Consider the following 20,278-nt stretch of genomic DNA (forward strand, 5'->3'; position numbering starts at 1 on the left):
AAACTATTTCTTGTCTTGAGGAACCAGCCGTTCCACTACGCGGAACAGCTCATTATAAATTTCCAGGAAGTCCTCAATCCAGATGGGGTCCCTTTCTCCGACGATATGCATCGTCTCTTCCAGGGTATGCTGGGCGTTATAAGGTCCGACCAGCGAACCCTCGGGCAACGCGCCGCTCCTGTAGGCCTGTGCCGCCGAAACGCGGGCACGGAAACTACGACGGAGTCGGGTAATGAGGGAGCTACGCAGGGCCAGCAGTTCTTCGTAAGCCTCCTGGAAATTTCCAGCAGCTATGGACTGCTCCGCCAATTTCAGACGACGACCGATGGATTCACGCTCCATGGGCGGCACCAGCATACCCTTGGCAGCGAGAGTACCCCGAATCTGGGCAATTGTCTTTTCCAGAAAATCCTTGCCCCAAAAGCACATAGGAGCGGCTGCATTTTCGGCAACCCTGTTTTCTCGAATCTTGTGGGCCGAAAGCCAACGATCTAGCTTGTCCAGCACGATTCCCGCCTCGGGAGTGCGCTCTATGGCCAGATAGTCCTGGGCACGGGAAAGTAGGTTTTCCGCATAGACCATCCGCCAATGAGGGAACTTTCCGCTCTTGCGGAGAGCATCCATGTTCTGGCGGATTGTGTCTAGACGTTCCTGCATGCTTTACCGACCAACCTCTACTTCTTTTCTGTCATCTGGAGCGGGGTCACGCCAATTTCCACACGACGGTTCAAGCTGCGGTGTTCCTCGCTATCGTTAGGATACTTAGGCTGGTGCTCGCCAAAGCCTGCCGCAAAGAGGCGCTCCGGCGGGAACCCCTGGGCCACAAGAGCCTTGACCACGCTCACCGCACGTTCCGTAGAAAGGTTCCAGTTAGAAAAATTCGGGGAGTTTTTCACCGGCAAGTCGTCGGTAAAGCCGCTCACCATGATTACATCGCCCGGAGCCATGGCGTCCAAAAGTCCCTTGCTGATTCCTTCAATGACCTTGATACCTTCGGCAGTCAGGTTCGCCCCGTTGATGGGGAAAAGGAAACTGGCCTGAATCTGGATCTTGCCGTCTTCGAGAGCTATAAGCCCCTGCTCGATAGAGGACTTGAGGCTCTGGGAAAGGAGCGCGTTGCGTTCTGCCGCAATTTTACGCATTTCCTCCTGGCAAGAGAGCACTTCCTCTTCGGTACGGGTCAGGTCTTCCGCTTTCTGCTCCTTCAACGTGGCCATGGCCACGAAGGCAAGGATAAACAGGGACACCAGGGCCACGCCCAGGTCCGTGTAGGCCATCCAGGGATTGTGATTGTCTTCGCGACGAAATCCCATCTACTAGCCCTCCACCTTAGGCTGCTCGGCCTTGTGGTTTGCACGCTGGACCTGTTCCATGACTTCCAGCAAGATTTCCTGGGTCTTGACGGCGTTTTCCATAAGCACTTCGGAGGCCCGTTCGTGGAAAGCTTCCAAGGACTGGTTCAGATGTTCCACAAAGTTGTCTTCTTCCTCGTGCTCGGCGGTGTCGCCAGAAAGTTTTTCCAGAATGGTTTCCAAACCTGCGCGGAGCATTTCCAGGTTGGCGCTGAGTTCGCTCTGGTTCACCCGCATCAGTTCGGCGGTCTCCACCAGGTTTCCACCCAGGGCGTCGGTAGCTTCCTTCTCCTTGACCACCCGGTTGTCGATGCTTTCGGTAAGGGCCTTCTGGGCCTCCAGCAGCACGGCAGAAGATTCCGAAAGTTTCTGGAAGGCACCCAGAATGTCGGAAGAAAGGGCCGAAAGCTTTTCGGAAACGGACTTGCTGAGTTCGGCGGAACCCGCCTGGGCCTTTTCGGCCACCTGGAGCGCCACCATCTTGAGGGTTTCCAAGCCCTCTTTCTGGGACTGCACTCCGGCAGAGGCTTCCGTTGAAAGTTTGTCCATAAAGGTCTTCCACTGTTCCGAAGACTGTTTTACCTGGTCGGCCACGGCACTTGCGATGTTCTTCGAAGAAGCGTTCATGGCGTTTTCCGTCGCGCTGGCTACGGCACCGAGTTTTTCGTCCAGCTTGGTAGAAATCGAACCCATCGCTTTTTCAGTTGTGCTGGCCACAGCGCCAAGCTTTTCGTCCAATTTCGCAGAAACGGAATTCATGGAGTTGGACACCGCACTTTCCAGAGATTCCACAGTCTTTGCAAGCCCCTGCTGCACAGAGGCGGCCACGGCAGACAGATTCTTCTCCACCGACTGGAACAGGCGTTCCAGTTCCGTCTTTTCCATATCGGTGGCAGAAGCGGCAGCGTCTTCGCCCTGCAATTCAAGAGTGAGGCTGTCCAGACGGGCCAAGAAGCGCTCCCTGGCACCGAGCAGCAGACTACGGCTCGCGTTCAGCACCAAGGCCGCAAAGAGACCGCAAAGGCTGGTCCCGAAAATGCCCTTCATGTTCTGGAATAGCACCTGGATGGTATCAAGAGTCCCCTGGGTCGTGGAGTTATCGATAGCACCGCCGGCTGTCGCCACAGAATACATAAGGCCAAAGAACGTACCCATCAGGCCGAGCAAAATCACCGTACCGCTGGAACTGCGGGGGGCGGGCAGGCCCGTACTGTTAGAAAGAACCTCGTAGGCGATAGGCGAATCGATTCGGATACCCTTCTCTACCAGATGGCGGGCCATTTCCAGGCGGCGAGCCACCACGCCGTCACCGCTCACCCTGAAACCCCTGCCGCTTTCGCAGGCGGCAATCTGTTCCTCTTCGGCGCTAATCTTGCGGGCCGCGGCCATAGACATGAACTGCTCCGCCAGGAACACCACGAAAATGGCGGCCATGATAATCCAGCCGAACAGCGGGGCGCCAAAGTACATGGCTCCGCAGGCAAGGGCACCAAAGCCCACCAGGGTAAGCAGGAGAATGGAATTGAAAGCGTTCTTCATCGTTCACCTTTTGTTTCAAATAAATTCAATTGACCGCGGTTGAACCCGCGCAAGAACAGGGACCACTTGTCGCGGTACCAGTCGATTACCTGGAGCGTGAGGCCCCGAGCGTAATCGCAAAAATCATCGGTAAAGGCCAAAAAGCCATTTTCGTAGGCGTAGTGCGGATTCCAGAGCCTGCCCACGTTGCGGGCACAGCCTGCCGCCGTGCGGTAATACTTGGGCGCCCCCTTCACATTGAAGGCGGCGGCAAAGCGTTTTTTCGCCAGGGTGTTCAGGGAACTGCGCAAAGAGGTCACCAGGGCGTTTTCCTTTTCGCGAAGGCCTTCTTCCAGACAGGGCAAGAGCTTGCTCACCGCATCCACGGCGCTTTCGCCATGCCAGTACTTGCAAAGCTTTTCCTGCAACTGCATCACGCGACCGTGCATACGCACGAACAAGGGCTCGGCATCGCTTACCAGCAGGTGGATGGTCGCCGAATAGAAGGCGTTGATGTCTTGCTTGTTGTTCTTGACCGCAAGGCACCAGCCGTTCTCGTCGTGATGCAAAAAGTCGCCACCCTCCAAAAGCAGCCGCAAAACCTCGTCGGTAGAAAAGCGTTGCATCCACTTGGCGCGGAACTCGTCGTAAAGCTTGCTCGCATCGGCCACAATCTGGGGGAAAGAAGACTCGCAGAGTTTCCAGGCGGTGGCACTGTAGCTTATCAGTTCGGAGCTGGAAACAGCCTCTTCCCTATTGTTCAAAAGGGCGTCCAGGTGCTCGAAAAGCACAATGGACCAGGTCACCATCATGGACTGTGAAAGGGTCGCCACCATGGCAGGGTGATCGGCATGCACCGACAAGTGCATACTTGTCCCCGTCATCTTGCGAATAGAGCGGCGAAAAGAATCTTCCACTGGCTACCCCTTAAAATCCCGTTTCAATCCTCTGCCATACGCTACGGCTCACCCGCTTGCGGTTGCCCGCCAGCTCTTCGGATTCCTTGCGCACGTCGGATTCCAGATTGCCTTTAATCAGAGCCAAATCACCCTGAAAATCCCCGCCTGCCTCAAGGAACAGGCCGTAGACATTGTTGTAAATCTTGCTGTCCAAGGATATCACCTTGCCACCCCGGACAGAAAGGGCAAACCGGTTCCGGTTGAAATCGCAATGGGACAATACAAGCTCGGGCACGTCATCTACCCACAGGCCATAGTAGTTGTTCACAAAACGCACGTTCTCGAAAACCCCACGGGTGCGGAACACGGAATTGCGGAAGGCGTTTTCTACCATCAGGTTCTTGATTTCAAAAGAGCCACTGCCCGAAATGATATGCAGGCCGTTCCAGCTTTCGCTGGAGTCCGCACTCCTGAACACGATAGGCTTGGCCTCTGTACCCCGGATGTCCACCGGGCCCCGGAGCATCAGCTTGGCGTATTCGCCCATAAGGACCGTGACCCCAGGTTCCACGGCAAAAGTATCCGTAGACGACAGCACCACGCCCTGCTCCAGGATATAGGGGCTGTCCTTCTCCTGCAAAAGGAGCTTGCCGTTTTCCACCTGCGGAAACGGCATCTCCCCCGCGAGGGCCGCCACAAAGGTTGCCAAAAGCAACAAGCCTATTTTACTTGGCCTGGTCAATTTCACCCCTCAGCTTGATTTTCTGGATAATGTGCATGTTGGGCAACAACTGGGCGGCAATCACATCGTTCACGTCGATGTGTCCCGAAATCTCCAGATTGCCGGACTGCACCACCCCGTGGGTAATGTCAAACAGGATAGAGCCCGAGCCCACGATAAAGCCCTTGCTCTCCATACGCACGTTGGCGGTAGTGTCCGGAATTTCCTTGTACTTGATGTTCATGCCGATTTTTGCCATCTGCACGCCGTCGTGCACGAAAACATCCTCCAGCTTGAAGGCCTTGTAGACCGTAGTCATGGCGCCGTTACCCGGGATCTCCACGGAACGTTCCCACACATCACCCAACTTCACGGGGCTGCCGGGCAGCACAGGCTGGATCTTCATGAACACCTTCATCAGGTTCAGCTCCTCGGTGCCTGGCTGCAGGGCCTGATCCTCTACGGAGGGGTCGCTCATGGAACCGTCACCCATCATCTTGAACTGGAAATGCTGGGACGCCAGGTACTTTTCAATGTAGCGGAACTCCTCGACGGAACGCTTGTCGCTCTTGTAGTCCACCGTATCGATTTTCATCTCGAAACGGGCGGAACCGTTGTCGAATGCCACCGTCTGGCTCAGGGTGGACTGGGCATTCAGGCGTGTCTCCATGGACTCGGGAGCCTCATGGGTGGAATCCTCAGAAGCGAACACGTTGAGGCTCGCTTCCAGGGTGAATTTCTGGACCGGGGCATTCTGGGTGTTGAAGGCCAAAGAAACGCTATTGCTATCGCAAGAACAAAGCCACAGGAGCGCCGTGGACAGAACCGAAAATTTTACAAAATTCATATCATGAATGTAGCAAATAGTTACTAGTTACGCCCTGCGGGCAAGTTACTAGTTGCTAGAAATTTGGGTTTCTAGGCGTCTACACTATCATTTATTATGCGAAAACTCAGAACCAGAAACTCAGAACTCATAACTGAGCCTAAGGCTCCCTACCCTTATTGCCGCTGTCGCCCTTTTCTAAGCGCATTTTCTGAAAAAAAGCCTTCAAAAGGCCAAGGCATTCGTCGGCTAAGACTCCGCCAGTCACCCCGACTTCACGCTTTAAGGCATTCCCCGAAATCACATCCACCGTGGTGCCGCAACCGCCAAACCGTGTGTCCGGCGAACCGTACACCACTCGGGAAACCCGGCTGTTCAAGATGGCTCCCGCGCACATGGGGCACGGCTCTAGAGTTACATACAAAGTAGCGCTATCCAGGCGCCAGTTATCTAATTTACTTGATGCGGTCCCAACAGCCAGTATTTCCGCATGAGCAGTGGCGTCTTTCAACATTTCCACCTGGTTGTGGCCCTTCCCTATAACCACACCGTCCTTCACAATGACGCAACCGATGGGGATTTCCCCCTCGTCAAAGGCGCGCTCCGCCTCGCGAAGCGCCATGCGCATGAATTTTTCGTCATCAGTCATCGGAGTTTCCATATAAAACTATTTCTCAGAAGCGAAAGTTCCCAAAATCTTGAAAGCGGAAAGTTTAGATATAGCCTTCACGTGAGCAGTTTCGGCATCGCGGCCCACGCCCTGGGGCTGTTCCACAAGTTCCTTGCTTGCACAGCTGAACTTCACCGTCGCCCGTGAGGTGGTAAGGGTCTTTGCGGAATTGTCCTTGTCACTGAATTCAAGCGTAACGGAAAGTTCCGGTAGCCCGGCCTGGTCGGCAATGGTAAGACCCGCATCCGTCAAAAATTTCTGAAGGGCCCCACATTCGGTGGCAGTTCCCTTGCAAGAGAGGCGGTAAGCCACACCTGTCTTTTTTGCGCCATAGGTCACGTTCACGTTCTGGAGAGCCGACTGACGCACAAACTTGAAGTTCATGTCGGCATGGACAGTCACATCGCCGCTGGGCTTAAGATTCTTGATTTTTTTCAAGTTGAAATTCACCACACCCTTGGCATCCGTCTTGGCCACAGCCACATTCTTGCCATCCTGGGTCAAGGCCACTGGGAAATTGGCGATAGGACCTGCAAAATCGGTCACTATTACACGCAAGTTGCCATCTTTTTCTCCGGTTTCAAGTTTCACGGTCTGCATGGACGAAATCAGGAATTCCGTCAGCTCTCCCATGGTGGTTTCCAGTTGCAACTCCTTAGGAACGGCCTGCACAAAGGAAAGGGCTTCCAGCTGGTCGTTATACTGACCCGCCAGCTTTTCCAGTTGGATCATGTCCGCTTCCATCTTGCGGTAATCACGGTCCAGCATGTCCAGGCGAATCAGGGAATCCTTGGACTTCATCTGGACCTTTATCTGGTTCAAGTACAACAAAATCTTGGAGGCCAACTGGTCCAAATCCACCGTTACCGTGGACTGGAACATGCCATTCTGTTTGGGACCAGGAACAATCTTGGCTCCCTTCAGCAGCACATTCGTAGAAACGGTCTTTTTGCTGTCCGTGGTCTTTTCGATGGAACCATCCGCTTTTTCCGAGACGCGGGTTTCCATCTCGGAATCCACCTTGGCGCCAATCTGCATGGCCGCCCCTTCCAGGGCCTTCTTGTCGGCATCCTTCTGAGACACGTTAGAGGTGGCAGTATAAGTGACCAGGTTAGCGGCAATGGAAAGAGAGGCCGTAAGCATTACTGCAAAAAAAACTTTTATCATATTCATCTTCTATTTCTGGGTTAAAAGGGCAGGATTTAGGATCTAGGATTTAGTTCTAATCTCTAGATCCTAGTCTCTAGCCCCTACAATTCTACTGGATTTCCATAATAATCAGCTTCTTGGTAATGTTCTGCTTGCGGACCTTGGCAAGGCCCGACAGGGATTCCACGAATTCTCCATAGACCATCTGGGCATCCTCGTACTTGTCGGGGTCCACATAGACCATCAGGTCGTAAGTGTTCCGGCTCATGGAAACCACCTGCATCTTGTTGAATTTTTTGCGGACCTGCAGGGACACGATATTGGAAATCTCTTCGGCCTGGTCGTCGGTGAATTCTCCGGTCAGGTGGGCCACCACCTTGTACTGTACGCCTTTTTCCAGTTCGGCCACTATGCGGTCACGAATCTTGTTTTCGAGAGATACAATGGCCTGTTCCATGGCCTTTTGCACCAAGGCCCGCTGGGAATCGTCGCCATTGTTCGGCAAGCGCACAGATTCGCTGGCCAACAGGTTCGCCGTAGAGGCTTCGCTGGCATTCAGGTCGATAACGATGTCCTTTTCCTGGATGCTCCCGGCATAAGTGATGTTGATGTCCGCACCTACAGAAAGCCCCGCCACATAGGAAAGGTCTTCGTCGTTTCCGGCGATGTCGTTCTGGAGTTGCACCACCTCGTCCAACTGGGCCTGACTTTCAAGACTTACAACGGTATAGCCCCGGCTGGTCAGGTAGGCGTTAATCACTTCCATGGCGGTTTTTGCCAGAGGATTCCGTCGAATCACGTCAATGGAACCGGCCATCTTTCCCGAAATTGCCGGAGACACAAGCACAGTGGGCGTTGTCTTGAAGGTCGCGCTAGAAACCTGAATGGAAGGTGCAGCTGCAGGTTCTGCCACCGCGGTCTCTGCAGAAGCAGAAGACTTGGGATAGTTTGCCGTTTCCTGGTTCAGGTCTGCATAGCCCTCTTTGGCGCGGGCACGTGCCGGGTCATTATCTACGGGAGGGTTGCTGGCGCAGGCCGCAAGGAGTGCCGCAGAAATCGAAATGAGCAACAGTTTTTTCATATTCTCGTTCCTTCTTTTTAAACTTTTCCAGATCCTTCGACTACGTGCTTCGCACTTCGCTCAGGATGACACAGGGAGGATTACTCATGCGTTATGCCTCCGCTCTGCTTGAGGCGTTCGTATTCCTGGTCAGGCGGCACAATGGAATTCCTGGCCTTTCCGCCGGGGTGGTTAGCCACCATGCAGTAAACTTCGTAGGTCTTTTTCGCCCTAAAAATCTTGCCGTTCTTGAGAGTCGCCACCACCTCAAAATCCGCAATCTTGTTACGTTCGATGGTCACAGGCACCTCGTAGGCAAGGCTTGTCAAGTCGTTTGCATCAAATGTCTTGAAAGGCTTACCGTTGCGCAGCACCACCAGGGACTTGAGCTGTCCCAGATCACCCGCCGTAATACCGGCCAAGTTAAACTTCAAATTGGTAGAGAGCTCCGTTGCGGGCAAGTCCAAATGGATCCGCTCATTGCGACCGCCAGCCACAGAAACCTTGAGATTTAGGTCTTTGCCGTCGGCAGCAGCGTTAGCGGCGGTAGACTTGGCCGCCGTTGTATCCTGTGCCTCCGCTGACGCTTCAGGACCGAGCGCAGGCATGGGAGCGTATTCCGTGACCCACATAAAGCAGGGCAGTTCCACGTCGCCGTCGCTACAGCCCACCAAAAACCTCTTGGTACCGTAGGCGGAATCGCCCCAGGTAAGGGTCTTCTGGTAAATGCCGTTTTCGGGAACGGTGTCGCGCTCACCCCACACCGTAACGATGGTTCCTGGAGTCACACGGGCCTGCAACATCGCGCTGGGCACAAAAACACTGTCGGCAATGGCCGTCGCCTTGAACTGCAGATTCTTTTCAAAGTTCCGCTGGCGTTCACCATAGGACTTGTCGAAGGTGTTCATGGACTTTTCAAGAATTTCCGTATTCAGGGCGGCACCGCCGTCTTCGGCCTTGGCGATGGAATCGATGGCTACTGCCAGGGCTTCCGTACCAGAAGATTCCAGCTTCAGCACCTTGGAATCCCCTTGGTCATCCACCAAAATCGTCTGGTTCTTGACGATGGAAGTCGCTTTACCCTTGGGAGTTGTCACTTCCACCTTACCCTCTTTCAAGGAGGCCACCGTCTTGCCCTGGACCTCCCCCACAAAGCCTGCCGTACCGCGAATAGCCACCGTAGCCGTACCGGTCTTGAAATAGATCTCTGCCTGTTCCTGTTTCTGGATGTCGAAATGGACCTTGCCCGAATGGATGTCCAGGAATATGAGCTTCTTCACGTTGTCCTGGAGTTCCGCCTGGAAGGTGACATTGGAGCTCTCGGGCACACGTAAGGCAGAACCGTCGGTCATGTTCACAATCAGTTCCGATTCTAGGGCTGTTCGCACGTGATCGTTTTCCACCACAGTTTTACCAACCCTGAGTTGCGTCCAGGAATCAGACTTTTCCCGTTCCACCGAGCCGATGACACTACGGACCTTTGCCTTCAAGAGAGCGTTTTCGGGAACGGCTTCTTCGGCAGGGGCATTTGCCGCCACGTCCTTGGGAGCGGGCTTCGGAGATTCATCGCTCTTACAGGCCGTAAGGGCGAGAACTGAAAACAAAAAACAGCCTATTCTTACACGCATTCTCATATTTTCAAATCCAGTCTAATCACCATCTAATGTATAGTTCTTCACACAACGGACGGAGAGGCCATTGCCAAATAGCACCCCACCATTATTATCATCGTTCTGATCCCAACTTACAGCCATATCTCGCATATATCCCATCGAAACAATAAAAAAGGGCAATATGTACGCATAAGCTTCACTACCATTTCTTATATCCGGTGTCCAATAGCCAGCAATTTGACTTGGAATATAATACGCTCCATTTGCAGTACGATATCCTGTCGGTAAAGCCCCAAAGCCCAACAAATCCCTAGCATTTTTCCAGTCAGCAAAACCTAAATCCATCGCAAAACCCATTGCCATTATCGCATCTTTTGTTCCCCCAGATTCACCATTAAATGTTCCCAAAATACTCGTCCACTCGTCTTTTGAAGGGATATGCCAACCGTGAGGACAAATCCCTTGATGCTGATCTTGAATCAAATTACTGGCACCACTACCCCAACTCTGATTGAAATCAACGGCAGCATACCACGAATACAATCGGCCTCCAATTCTACAATTATCCGGGTTGTCGTCCCAACACCAGGAATTACCCTTCATGTTTGTAGTGGTATTGCTATCTGCATAGCGTAAATTTTCAGCCATCCATTCTTTGCCATCAATCACAATCGTCTTATATACATTTCCATCACGATCATCAAGCAATGTTCCATAGGTGATTTCCGAAGGTTTATGCTTTTCGAGATGTATTTGAAAGTTTTCCCATGTATAATCGTAGATATCAGCCCGCTTCCAACCATTTTCAGTACATATCCAATCAACCGTATTACTTCCTATCGTTTCAATATCAAATAGAGTCTCATGCAGATTACTATAAGAGCACACTCCTGGAATATCATCGGGAGAAATATAGGTAACCATCCAATATGTATAGTTTGTTGCGCAAACATATACAGAATCCCCAAGTACTTGAAGCACACCGGCACGTTGGTCCGTACAAGCCTGACAAAAATTCCTAGAGCGGCACTGCAATTCTTCCTCTGTATTTGCATAACGCCATTCTCCAGCATTGCATACAAAATAGCGATCGTCAACACTTCCCTTAATCATTTGCCCCTCAGTTTCACAATCAACACCAAAAGTATTACTTGCGATAGTATAGTCATCCGCTTCCCAGCAATATTCGGTCTCAACATAATGTTCATCATAAAAATCTATGCCATTTGCATTCATAGGTTTTTCACCATCATTGTGGTAACGGCATGTATAATAGGCATCGCTATCCCCCTCATAAAGAGGCTGCTTATGTATTTTTTTTCCTTCATTGATAGAAACGCAGGCCATTCCTAAATCGGATTCAAGTAACCATCCTACGCGCCAAAATCCAAGATTCTGTTCATAAACATAAACGTTGGTAGTAAATTTACCCCTACGGACCGTTCCTTCCTCAGCAGGATACTCCCAAAAATGCGTATCGGCATAGTATGCATTGCGCGGAACCCACTGTCGATTTTCACAGACTACGTAAGGCTCATTTCCAGTTTTATTAATCTTATTGAACAATACGTTTTTTGATGTATCCGCTTCAATTACTTCGGTACACAAACCATAATAACCCTCAGCCTCCGTCATCTCACGCCATTTTTCTATGGCGGCATCATAGACATACCTGACTGCCGTATTTATGTCACCATTCTTGATCTGCCCGTCAGTTCCTGCCGCCCAGCCGTAGGTATCCTTCTCCAGGTCCGTAGCCCTGCGCCACATATAGCCCACTTTTGCAGAATCAACACAGACATAACGGTACGTGGATTCCGCCAAGCGTTCCGCTCCGGCAGCCACCACCTTATCAACATTGTCCTTATCGCACGTCGGTAGGCCATATTCCTTGGTCCAGAAGGAACGGATATACTTCTCGAAATTCGGCACCATTGATGACAGGCCCCAATCTTCCACATTGGCACGTATCGTTTCGAGCCTACCCGTGGCATCGGCATTTTCTGCCCAGTCTGCAATTTTCGCCTTGGCAGAAACATCGTCCCAGGAACCATCCTTTTCAATGTCGGTGGCAACATCTGTCAAAAGTTTTGTCAGGTCGGCAACTCCACGATTTCCCTGGAACATTACCGAAAATGCCAAAAGTGCCGCATCTCCTTCGCTGGAGCCGGCAATGTTCAGATCCTCAGAGCTAAAGAAATCCTTGGAATTGATGTTCAGTAGGCCAAAAATTTCCTTTTCGGCAGAATCCTTCGCCGCGGCAACCTTCATCTTCTTGTTTTTTACCAGATAGACAACACGGTGGTATTCCAAGTGAGTCAGCAGGTTGATGTTTACGATGCCGCCATCCCTTTTTCTCACGTCGGTCAGTGCATAAAGAGTCAGAGGAGCTTCAGAATTTCCGCCAGAAACTTCGTTTCTGTAGTATCCTTCTGCGTGGAGTTCCACGTACTGGCTCACCATCATGCGGGCATTCAGCTTGAACTGACCGTCATCGCTCTGAATCTTGGATTCAAAGGTGTTTCCCGTCTGGTTCAGGGTACGGCCACTTTCCAGTTCAATGACGGTCACCTTGTAGCCATTGATAAAAGGTCCTTTCTGAGAATAGCCGCTAACCCCTTCCAAAGAAGTCGCCACTTTTTCGGAATCCAAGACAACATCGTCATTTTCTGATGAATCCGGAAGGATTCCATTCTTACCGTTAGAACCGTTCTTACCGTTAAGCACCACACCAACGGAATCACCGTCACAAACGATCTTGAGGCCGGAACTGTCTTTCAACATCTCGGTACTACAACCGCCACCTCGCTCCATGGTAGCAAACCATTTCTCATCGGCGCACACACGGATAATGCCTTCGGACTTAACGAACAGCTGTTCACCCTCGTTCTTGATGGTGCAAGGAGGCAAATCTTCTACCGTAGAATAAACAGCAAGGGTATTATTGCCGTTAATGTCGTCACCAAGGTCGGTATCACTACACGATACCGACAATAAAGCCAGCAGGATTAGACATACGACATATCTCATGTTACTTGTCCTTTATACAACGCACCGACAAGAACGATTCGTCTTCCTGAGGAAGCGAGGCCGAAAAGTCCTGTCTATCTCCGCTCAGGTACAAACTCATATGTTCTCCCATCACACTTTCAGTCTTGGTCCACCAGTAACCGACCTTACCTACAAAAAGGCAATCACCGCTGTCACAAAATCCTCCCGGCAAGGCCGAGAATTTCAGCTTGTTGTCCCCGTTCTCACCAATCCAGCCCGTGGTTGTCTTGAAATGAGCTCCCGCTTCGTCTTCTGGTGAGGCAGAGTAGGTCTGCAAGTCAATGTAATCCGCAGAGGCCGGCAAACGCCATCCCGTAGGGCAGGCTTGTTCGGCTGCGGGATAGTCGTAAAGCCGTCCATATTTCTCGCAATTCGCCGGATCATCATCAAAGCACTTGCTGTGTCCAGCTGCGGGTTCATAATTCAGGTTTTCCGCCATCCAGCAATTCTCATGAATAACCACGGTGGCATAAGTCACTCCACCACGTTCCATACCGTCACAAGAAGCGTCTTTCTCTTCAGCTGAACTAGAAGATTCTTCAGCAAAACTTGACGACGAAACTCCGTTTTCATCGGTGGAACTAGAAGATTCCTCTTCGGCGGAACTGCTTTCGATAGAGGCGGTACCACCCTCCATCAGGTCGATGTCGTAGTTATCGTAAAGAGTGCAACCAGACAGAAGCAGAAGGGAAAGCGCGGACATCAGTAAAAGATTCTTCGACTTCGCTTCGCTACGCTCGGAATGACACACTGTTAAATTCTTCATAGTCACCCCCCTACATCTCCCAGAACAGCGTGATATAGCCGCCCTGCCCAAGGTTCGTCACAAAGTCATGTCCCAACTCTATACCCAGGTTCCCAAAGCTGTAGAAAAGGCCCGTACGGAACTGCATCCATTCCTCGGAATCACTTTCGGGAATGGCGATAACGGCAGTTTCACGCAAGCCGAAGTTGTTGTAGTCAAAGTGGAACTGCCCCACGGGAGCCACATAGACGCGCTGGAGTTTTCCGTCACCGAGGCCAGCCCCCACATAGACGCCTGCACCCAGAGAAATACGGCTCTCGCCCAAGTCGCCAAACCCGTAAGCAAGTCTTAGAGTTGCCACCAGGTCAGGCATAATCATCAGCGCATTTTCATCCAATTCAAAAGCCTTGTAATTCTTGTCACTAAACTGGGCAAAGGCCGCAGTGATACCTACCCAAGGCGAAATATGAGCACCCCGGCGTTTTTCCAGTTCGGCAACCTTCGCGGCCTGTTCTGCCGCGTAGATGCTGTCCAGAACAGCCTCGTCTTCTTCGGGTCCAAAATCCACTCCGTCGTTATTGCCCTGGTTTTCCCAAATCCAGCGACCATTCATGGAGGTGGCCTTTTCCTTGTACTCCACGGAACCCTTGAAGGTCTGGGGCTTGCCCCGTTTCATGACCACGGGTTCACCATCGACACTGACACGCCCCTTCTCAAACTTGATACGGACATTACTCTCGCTTGCAGGACCGCCACTAATACGGCTGTGGAACAACTTGACCCCGTTCAGGTAGTAGGCGCTGCGCACCGGCCTCGCAATATCCATGTAAATCACCGGAGCTGCGGTGGTGTCGGTCTTGTAAACCGCCAGGGAGCCGTTCTTGGCAAGTTCGGCATTCAATGCCTGGAGTTTTTCCAGGAAGAAAGGCGCAAAGCCCTCCCCATCCTGGCGGACCACCATCTCGCGACAGGTCTCGCCCCACTTCTGGGCGATTTCAAAGGAATGCTTGCGGTGGTTGGGCTCGTATTGAAGGGTAAAGTCGTAATTGGCCTGGAAACCACTGCTCAAGGGTTCCAAGAAAACGCCGCCCTGCAGGTTCAAGAACTGATCCTTGCTCTGGGCAAAACTGTAAAGGGCCTCTGTGCAGGCCTCAATCTGCAACTTGCGGTCTTCCAGGCCACGGGCCATTTCCATGTGACCAAGACGAACCTCGCCGGTAACCCGCATATAGCGTTCTTCAAAGGCAGGGAGCTCCACCCGGTAGAAAGTCCAGCACTCATCCCCCATCACGTCGTTGATACTGATGGTAGCGCACTGGTCGTTTTTCTTGGCAATCTGGCTCGCTTCCAGGAGCAGAGAGTCTAGGCCCTCGTTCTTGCCTTGTAGCGACTTCTTCAATTTTTCAAGTTCCGCCTCCCGCTGGTGGAATACCGCAGGGTCCTGCACAAAGATAGAGGCAGACTGTGCGCCCTGGGGCTCGGCAGGAGCCTTCGCAGGTTCAACAGGAGCCGTTGCAACCGCAGGTTGCGGGGCAGCTGCCTGAGCAGGTTCCGCGACGGTTGCTTCCACAGGTGTCTCGGCAGGCGCGGGTTCTACGGATTCAGCAGGGGCCGGCGTCTCGGCTGCAGGTTCCGCTGCCGCTTCGGCGACAGGTTCTACGGATGATTCTGCAGGGGCGGCCTCGGCTTGAGCGGATTCTACAACGGATTCTTCAGCAGGCGGCGTCTGGGCAGGTAATGCCTCCCCTTCTGCGGCCAAAACGGACACGGTCATTGCGCACAATAACGCGATGGATTTATGCAAACAGTTCATTTTCTTAGTCTTGTGCAAGGACGTTAAACTTCTATTCAGAATGTATAATTTTTTCTTACATTTGTCACAAATTAAAACAAGCCCCACACACAAATGTGCTCTAGAATACATTTTTGCTTTTTTTTGTTCGTCAAAAGCACCGAAATGTTTGGCAAATTGAGGAAAATCACACGCCAGAAGACGCGTTTTCAACAAATTCGCGGGCCTGTGACTTCCACAGGGCCATAAACGACTTGATGCTTGCCCGATTGTACCTGTCGCTATCGTAGTCGAACATGAGAGCAAAACGATCTCTTGCGTCCAAAATTTCCAGGTCAAAGATGCTCTGATTTTTGGCTTTGGGGCGCTTGATTTCAAGCCTACGCTTAATGAGGGAACTTCCGCCACTCGCATTGCGGATGTTCCCCTGATAAAGGACGCACAGGCTGTCATGGGGTCGGTTTTGATTCTTGTAAAGAGTGTATTGGCAAGTCGGATTGGCAATGTTCTGCTGCACCTGGCGGTGGACCTCCCGCAGAAAATCAAGATCCCCCAACGAAGCATCGGCACCCACCGGAAGCGAAGAATAAAGGGCTCCCACCGCCCTGGATTCCCGCACATCGTCCCTGTCCCTGTAAATCCAGTTTATCAGGACATTGCGGGCCTGATTGTAGCGGGCCATGGCCTTCAAGGTGACCGCGATAAAGAATGCGCTTAGGCCAATCTTGACCTGGGCACAGAAGGATTCTAACCTGGTGCGTTCAAGCTCCAATTCCGAAATCATTATATCTTCGGACAAATCCGAAGACTCGGAATCTGTCTTGGGGCAACAATCCCACGTTCCCGTGCCGAACAAGGCATCAAAGCGCTCCAGGGCGGCACGGAATTCCGGAGAATTGGGCAAATCTAGGCGCTTTAACAGAATTTCCTCGTAGCCATCGTCTTCTGGCTTACCGCCGTCATAAAGCCTTTCCACATCCCGTAAAAAAGCGTGGATGGAGGTTCCGTCAAAAACGATGTGATGGAAATCGGTAAAGAGGAACGCCCCCTTTTCGGTCTTGAAAATCCTTATGCGGAAAAGCCTGTCCTTAAGCAGGTCAAAGGAGCAAACCAGGGCTTCTTTCAACTTGACAAATTCTGCTTCAGAAATTTGCTCTACCGGGATGGCCACGTCTCCGATTTTCACATCACCAATCCGCTGAAAAATCTCCCCATTCGCCGTCTTTTCAAAGCGGGTAAGCAAAGCCCTGTGGCTAAGCACCGCCTGTGAAAGGGCCGAACCAAGCCGTTCCAAGTCCACGGATTCTTTCAGGGCGAACAACGCGTAGATGTTATACATGGTGGAATCCACCGCACGCTGCTGGAAATTCCATATATACTGCTGGGTGGGAAGCAGCGGGTAAATTCCTGCCGCCGGCGAAGTGACGGGCTTTTCCGCAGAAACCGACAACTTCCGCTTCTGCCAAAGTGCCGCTATTTTCCGGGGGGTTCGTCCCGAATACACGTCGGACATTTCCAGCCCAGCCATGTTTGAGGCGACAATGGCCTCCATAGTCGTGATGGAAGATCCTCCCAAGGCAAAAAAGTCGTCGTCGGCTCCCACGTAGGCTACATCCAATACCGTCTTGAACGCAGCACACAAGCGTTTTTCGCCATCTGTTTCAGGGGCACTGTAGGGAGCGTGAGACGCCTCTTCGGCAGGGCACTGCAGGGCGAGCTTGTCCAGCTTTCCGTTGCTGTTTCTGGGGACACTGTCCAAGTGCACAAAATGGTTGGGCAGCATGTAATGGGGCAAAAATCTGGAAAGTTCCGCAAAGACAGATTCATAGTCGATATCCACATCGTCGGTATAGTAGGCGCAAATGGTCGCCTTGCCCGAAGCATCCTTGAAAATCTTGACGCACGCCCAAGAAAGTCCCAGCACCCTCCTGAGTGCCGATTCAATCTCGCCGGGTTCTACACGGTTCCCGTCAATCTTTACCATGTCATTCTTGCGGCCTACAATCACCATGTTCCCGTCAGGGAGCTCCCGTACCATATCGCCGGTGTAAATCCAGCCTTCCCTGAAGGTTTCTGCTGATTCGGCCGGCATGTTCACATAGCAGCGGACATAAGGGTTTTTCACCCGCAACTCTCCCTCACAAACATCCACCTCCATGCCGCCATAGGGCTTGCCGATGGGCGTGTTTTCGTAGGAGCGGTCTATCTTGAAGGCCGTGGGCATGGAACCAGTTTCGCTCATGCCGTACATGGCGTAAAGTTCCACATTTTCCAGATAAAGGTCGCGGATAATTTCTGCCGCCACGATTATCCGGCAGACACTGGGCGGAAACTCCTTGAAAAGCTTTATGTAGGTGGGCGTAACAAAAAGGGTGGTTATCCCCTGCTCCGCCATATAGTTCTGCATTACAACCGGGTTCTTGGAAACGGCATAAGGAACCACCGCAACCGAGGCTCCGGAGCTCACCGCCCAGGCAAAAAGGAAAAAGGCCGGCAGATAATTCAAGGACGCAATGACTGCCACCCTGTGCCCAGGTTCCACCATTTTTTCGCCGGATGCGTTCCGCACGTTGGTAGGCACCATCAGCTCTACGGAGCCGTATTCATGGAGAATCCCCTTGGGATGCCCCGTAGAGCCCGAAGTATAGACGAAAAAAGCACCGTCGTGCAAATTTCTGGGGCGGCACCTGCCCAAAGTCCCAGAAGTAGCGGAACCCGAGGCCCTCTCACCGAAAATCCTTTCAAGAAGGGCATCGTCAAGGACAAGCCTGGGCTTCAAATCTTCACGGATGAACTTTTCCCGCTCAACAGGCTCCCCCGTCTCGATTCCTGCAAAGACGGCCCCCGCTTTCCAGACCCCGAGAAGGCAGGCGTAATGGAATGCGCTCCTGGAAATTTTTACAAGAACCACCTCTTCGGCACCCACGTTTTCCCTTTCGAGGTAATCAAGTACCCGCCCCGAAAGGGCGTCTAGTTCGGCGTAGGTAAGGGACTTTTCCGCGTCCGACACGGCAACGGCATCGGGCATTCGCTCCACATTCTCGAAAAAAGCTTTAAAAAAGTCCATCATGGGGTGTTTTATGAATTTTTGCACCAGGGAACACCTCCGAAAATAATAATTTGATGTTATCGAGAGTAACGATTCTGCGACATTTATGAGCCGTAACAAGATTTTTTGCGAAGAAAGATTCAAGACCCTGCTGGGAGCCTCCACCGTAGGCATGATCATTCCCATCGTGGTCATTCTTTCCAATGCGGCCATTGTCGGAAACGTACTTGACGAAAGGGCCCTGTCTGCCTGGAATGTCTTTACCCCCCTGCTCAATTTCTTTATCGGGATTGCCGATATCGTAAGTATCGGCACCTGCTATGTCTACACCTACAAGATAGGCGAAACGGACAAGTCGGGAGCGGACAAGGTCTTTGGGCAGAGCCTCCTGGTTTCTGTAGTGCTTTCGGCCATTACCTACTTCGCTTCCGGCGCCTGTTTCGAAATTTACCTGAACTACCTTAACCTAAGTCCAGAAATCACCCAGTACGCACAAGACTGTTTCTGCTACTACCGGTACGTGCTGATGCTCTACCCCGTCTATTTTTTGCTTTCGGACATGGTGCTCATGGACGGGGACGCGGCCTGCAGTTACCTTTCAAATGTGCTTCTGCTCGTCGGGGGCATTACCGTTTCCGTCGCGGCATGCACGAACATGGGAATCTCCGGCATCGGCGTCGGGGCACTGGTCGGCACCCTAGGGGCCATACTTGCCCTGTGCCTTCATTTCTTTCGCAAGTCCAACTCCCTCAGGCCCAGATTCCATTTCAGCTTCAAGCTCCTCGCCGTCACCCTGAAATACAGCATTGTCGATGCAAGCCTCTACCTGCTTGTGGGGCTACAGACCTTTATCCTGAACAAGTACGTTATTTTCAACTATGGCGAATTCAACCTGCCGGTACTGACGCTCGTGACAAGCGTTATCCAGTTGACCATCATCTTTGACGGAATCGGCCAGGCCATGACGCCCCTTGCCAACGTTTACCATGGTGAAAAGAATCCCGAGGGCGTGCGGAAGGTCATGAAAATTTCCATAAAGGCCGCACTGGCAGAAGGGCTGATCTTCACCCTGATTCTAGCCATTTTCGCCCCAATGATTCCCAGCGCCTTCAATATCGAATCTCCCCTATTGCAGGAACTTTCCACCAAGGCCCTCTGGATGGTCTGCCCTACCCTGTGTTGCACTGCCCTGCTTTTCCTTTTCACCTCCTATTTCTTGGTGCGACAGTCCATCGGCCACAGCCTTACCATCTGCGCTCTCAAGGATTTGCTGATGCCTGTCCTATGCGTGTTTGCCTTCGGGGCTATGCTTGGCTTTTCGGGCGTGTGGGTGGGGCTTTCCCTGGCACCGTTTCTTACCCTCATCATTGGCACACTGCTGTCCCTGTTACGTTTCAAGGGAAAGAAATTCCCCTTGTTCCTGGATGAATCCGAAAAGCACCATTATTCCTTTGACTTCGTGGTCACCACTGAGAATACCATGAGCATCCAACAGAAAGTCCGGGAAATCCTGACCCAGGAAGGCGTTTCAAGCAAGAACATCACCAAGGCCCTGCTGATCATAGAAGAGATTTACATGTTCCTGATAGACTACAATGCACCCAAGGTTCTCTTGTCCGAACTCACCATTGTTGTAGGCAAGCACGTGCAGATGATTTTCAGGGACAACGGAAAGATTTTCGACATCACGAGCGAAATAAGCGCCACCTCTTCTTTCCGGGGGTTTGTCCTGAAAAACATCATGATAAACCAGGAAGACAAGAAAAACATAACCACCACGAGCTACAACCGGAATTTTATTATATTACCCCTGTAAGCAGTTAGATTATGGAC

The 20,278-nt window shown here is 52.0% G+C and carries 15 protein-coding genes; 1 reads left to right on the plus strand and 14 read right to left on the minus strand.

Going from position 1 to position 20,278, the window contains the following annotated elements:
- Positions 1–3: 3 nt before the first annotated feature.
- The 14 genes from IKB43_10295 to IKB43_10360 all read right to left on the minus strand — a co-directional run bounded on the left by IKB43_10295 (position 4) and on the right by IKB43_10360 (position 18,466).
- Entirely contained in the window at positions 4–657 is a 654-nt protein-coding gene (locus IKB43_10295) for a hypothetical protein (GenBank protein ID MBR2470514.1), read from the minus strand.
- 17 nt (positions 658–674) lie between these two features.
- A complete protein-coding gene (locus IKB43_10300) occupies positions 675–1,313 on the minus strand; it encodes an OmpA family protein (GenBank protein ID MBR2470515.1) in 639 nt (212 codons plus the stop codon).
- A 3-nt stretch (positions 1,314–1,316) separates the two neighbouring features.
- A complete protein-coding gene (locus IKB43_10305) occupies positions 1,317–2,891 on the minus strand; it encodes a fimbrial protein (GenBank protein ID MBR2470516.1) in 1,575 nt (524 codons plus the stop codon).
- Positions 2,888–3,787: a hypothetical protein gene (locus IKB43_10310; protein ID MBR2470517.1), complete on the minus strand. Its 900-nt coding sequence runs from the start codon at positions 3,785–3,787 to the stop codon at positions 2,888–2,890. Before IKB43_10310 ends, IKB43_10305 begins: the two co-directional genes overlap by 4 nt.
- A gap of 10 nt (positions 3,788–3,797) precedes the next feature.
- Positions 3,798–4,511 carry a right-handed parallel beta-helix repeat-containing protein gene (locus tag IKB43_10315; protein MBR2470518.1) on the minus strand — a complete coding sequence of 238 codons (714 nt, stop codon included), beginning with the start codon at positions 4,509–4,511 and terminating at the stop codon, positions 3,798–3,800.
- Positions 4,495–5,337 (minus strand): hypothetical protein, encoded by an 843-nt coding sequence (locus IKB43_10320; GenBank protein ID MBR2470519.1) that lies wholly within the window; start codon positions 5,335–5,337, stop codon positions 4,495–4,497. The genes IKB43_10315 and IKB43_10320 overlap by 17 nt, the downstream gene beginning before the upstream one ends.
- 139 nt (positions 5,338–5,476) lie before the next feature.
- Positions 5,477–5,965 carry a tRNA adenosine(34) deaminase TadA gene (gene tadA, locus IKB43_10325; GenBank protein ID MBR2470520.1) on the minus strand — a complete coding sequence of 163 codons (489 nt, stop codon included), beginning with the start codon at positions 5,963–5,965 and terminating at the stop codon, positions 5,477–5,479.
- Between the two features lie 18 nt (positions 5,966–5,983).
- A complete protein-coding gene (locus tag IKB43_10330; protein ID MBR2470521.1) occupies positions 5,984–7,153 on the minus strand; it encodes a hypothetical protein in 1,170 nt (389 codons plus the stop codon).
- A gap of 91 nt (positions 7,154–7,244) precedes the next feature.
- Positions 7,245–8,216: a hypothetical protein gene (locus tag IKB43_10335; protein MBR2470522.1), complete on the minus strand. Its 972-nt coding sequence runs from the start codon at positions 8,214–8,216 to the stop codon at positions 7,245–7,247.
- Between the two features lie 80 nt (positions 8,217–8,296).
- Positions 8,297–9,823: a FecR domain-containing protein gene (locus tag IKB43_10340; protein ID MBR2470523.1), complete on the minus strand. Its 1,527-nt coding sequence runs from the start codon at positions 9,821–9,823 to the stop codon at positions 8,297–8,299.
- Positions 9,824–9,844: 21 nt separating this feature from the next.
- Positions 9,845–12,838, minus strand: a complete 2,994-nt coding sequence (locus IKB43_10345) for a hypothetical protein (protein ID MBR2470524.1) — start codon at positions 12,836–12,838, stop codon at positions 9,845–9,847.
- A gap of 1 nt (position 12,839) precedes the next feature.
- Positions 12,840–13,625: a hypothetical protein gene (locus IKB43_10350; GenBank protein MBR2470525.1), complete on the minus strand. Its 786-nt coding sequence runs from the start codon at positions 13,623–13,625 to the stop codon at positions 12,840–12,842.
- A gap of 10 nt (positions 13,626–13,635) precedes the next feature.
- Positions 13,636–15,378, minus strand: coding sequence for a hypothetical protein (locus IKB43_10355; protein ID MBR2470526.1), 1,743 nt, complete (start codon positions 15,376–15,378; stop codon positions 13,636–13,638).
- A 205-nt stretch (positions 15,379–15,583) separates the two neighbouring features.
- Entirely contained in the window at positions 15,584–18,466 is a 2,883-nt protein-coding gene (locus IKB43_10360; GenBank protein MBR2470527.1) for an AMP-binding protein, read from the minus strand.
- 85 nt (positions 18,467–18,551) lie between these two features.
- Between IKB43_10360 and IKB43_10365 the strand changes: the two genes are divergently transcribed.
- Entirely contained in the window at positions 18,552–20,261 is a 1,710-nt protein-coding gene (locus tag IKB43_10365) for a hypothetical protein (GenBank protein ID MBR2470528.1), read from the plus strand.
- Positions 20,262–20,278: the final 17 nt, after the last annotated feature.

Source organism: Fibrobacter sp. (genome assembly GCA_017503015.1).
GTDB lineage: Bacteria > Fibrobacterota > Fibrobacteria > Fibrobacterales > Fibrobacteraceae > Fibrobacter.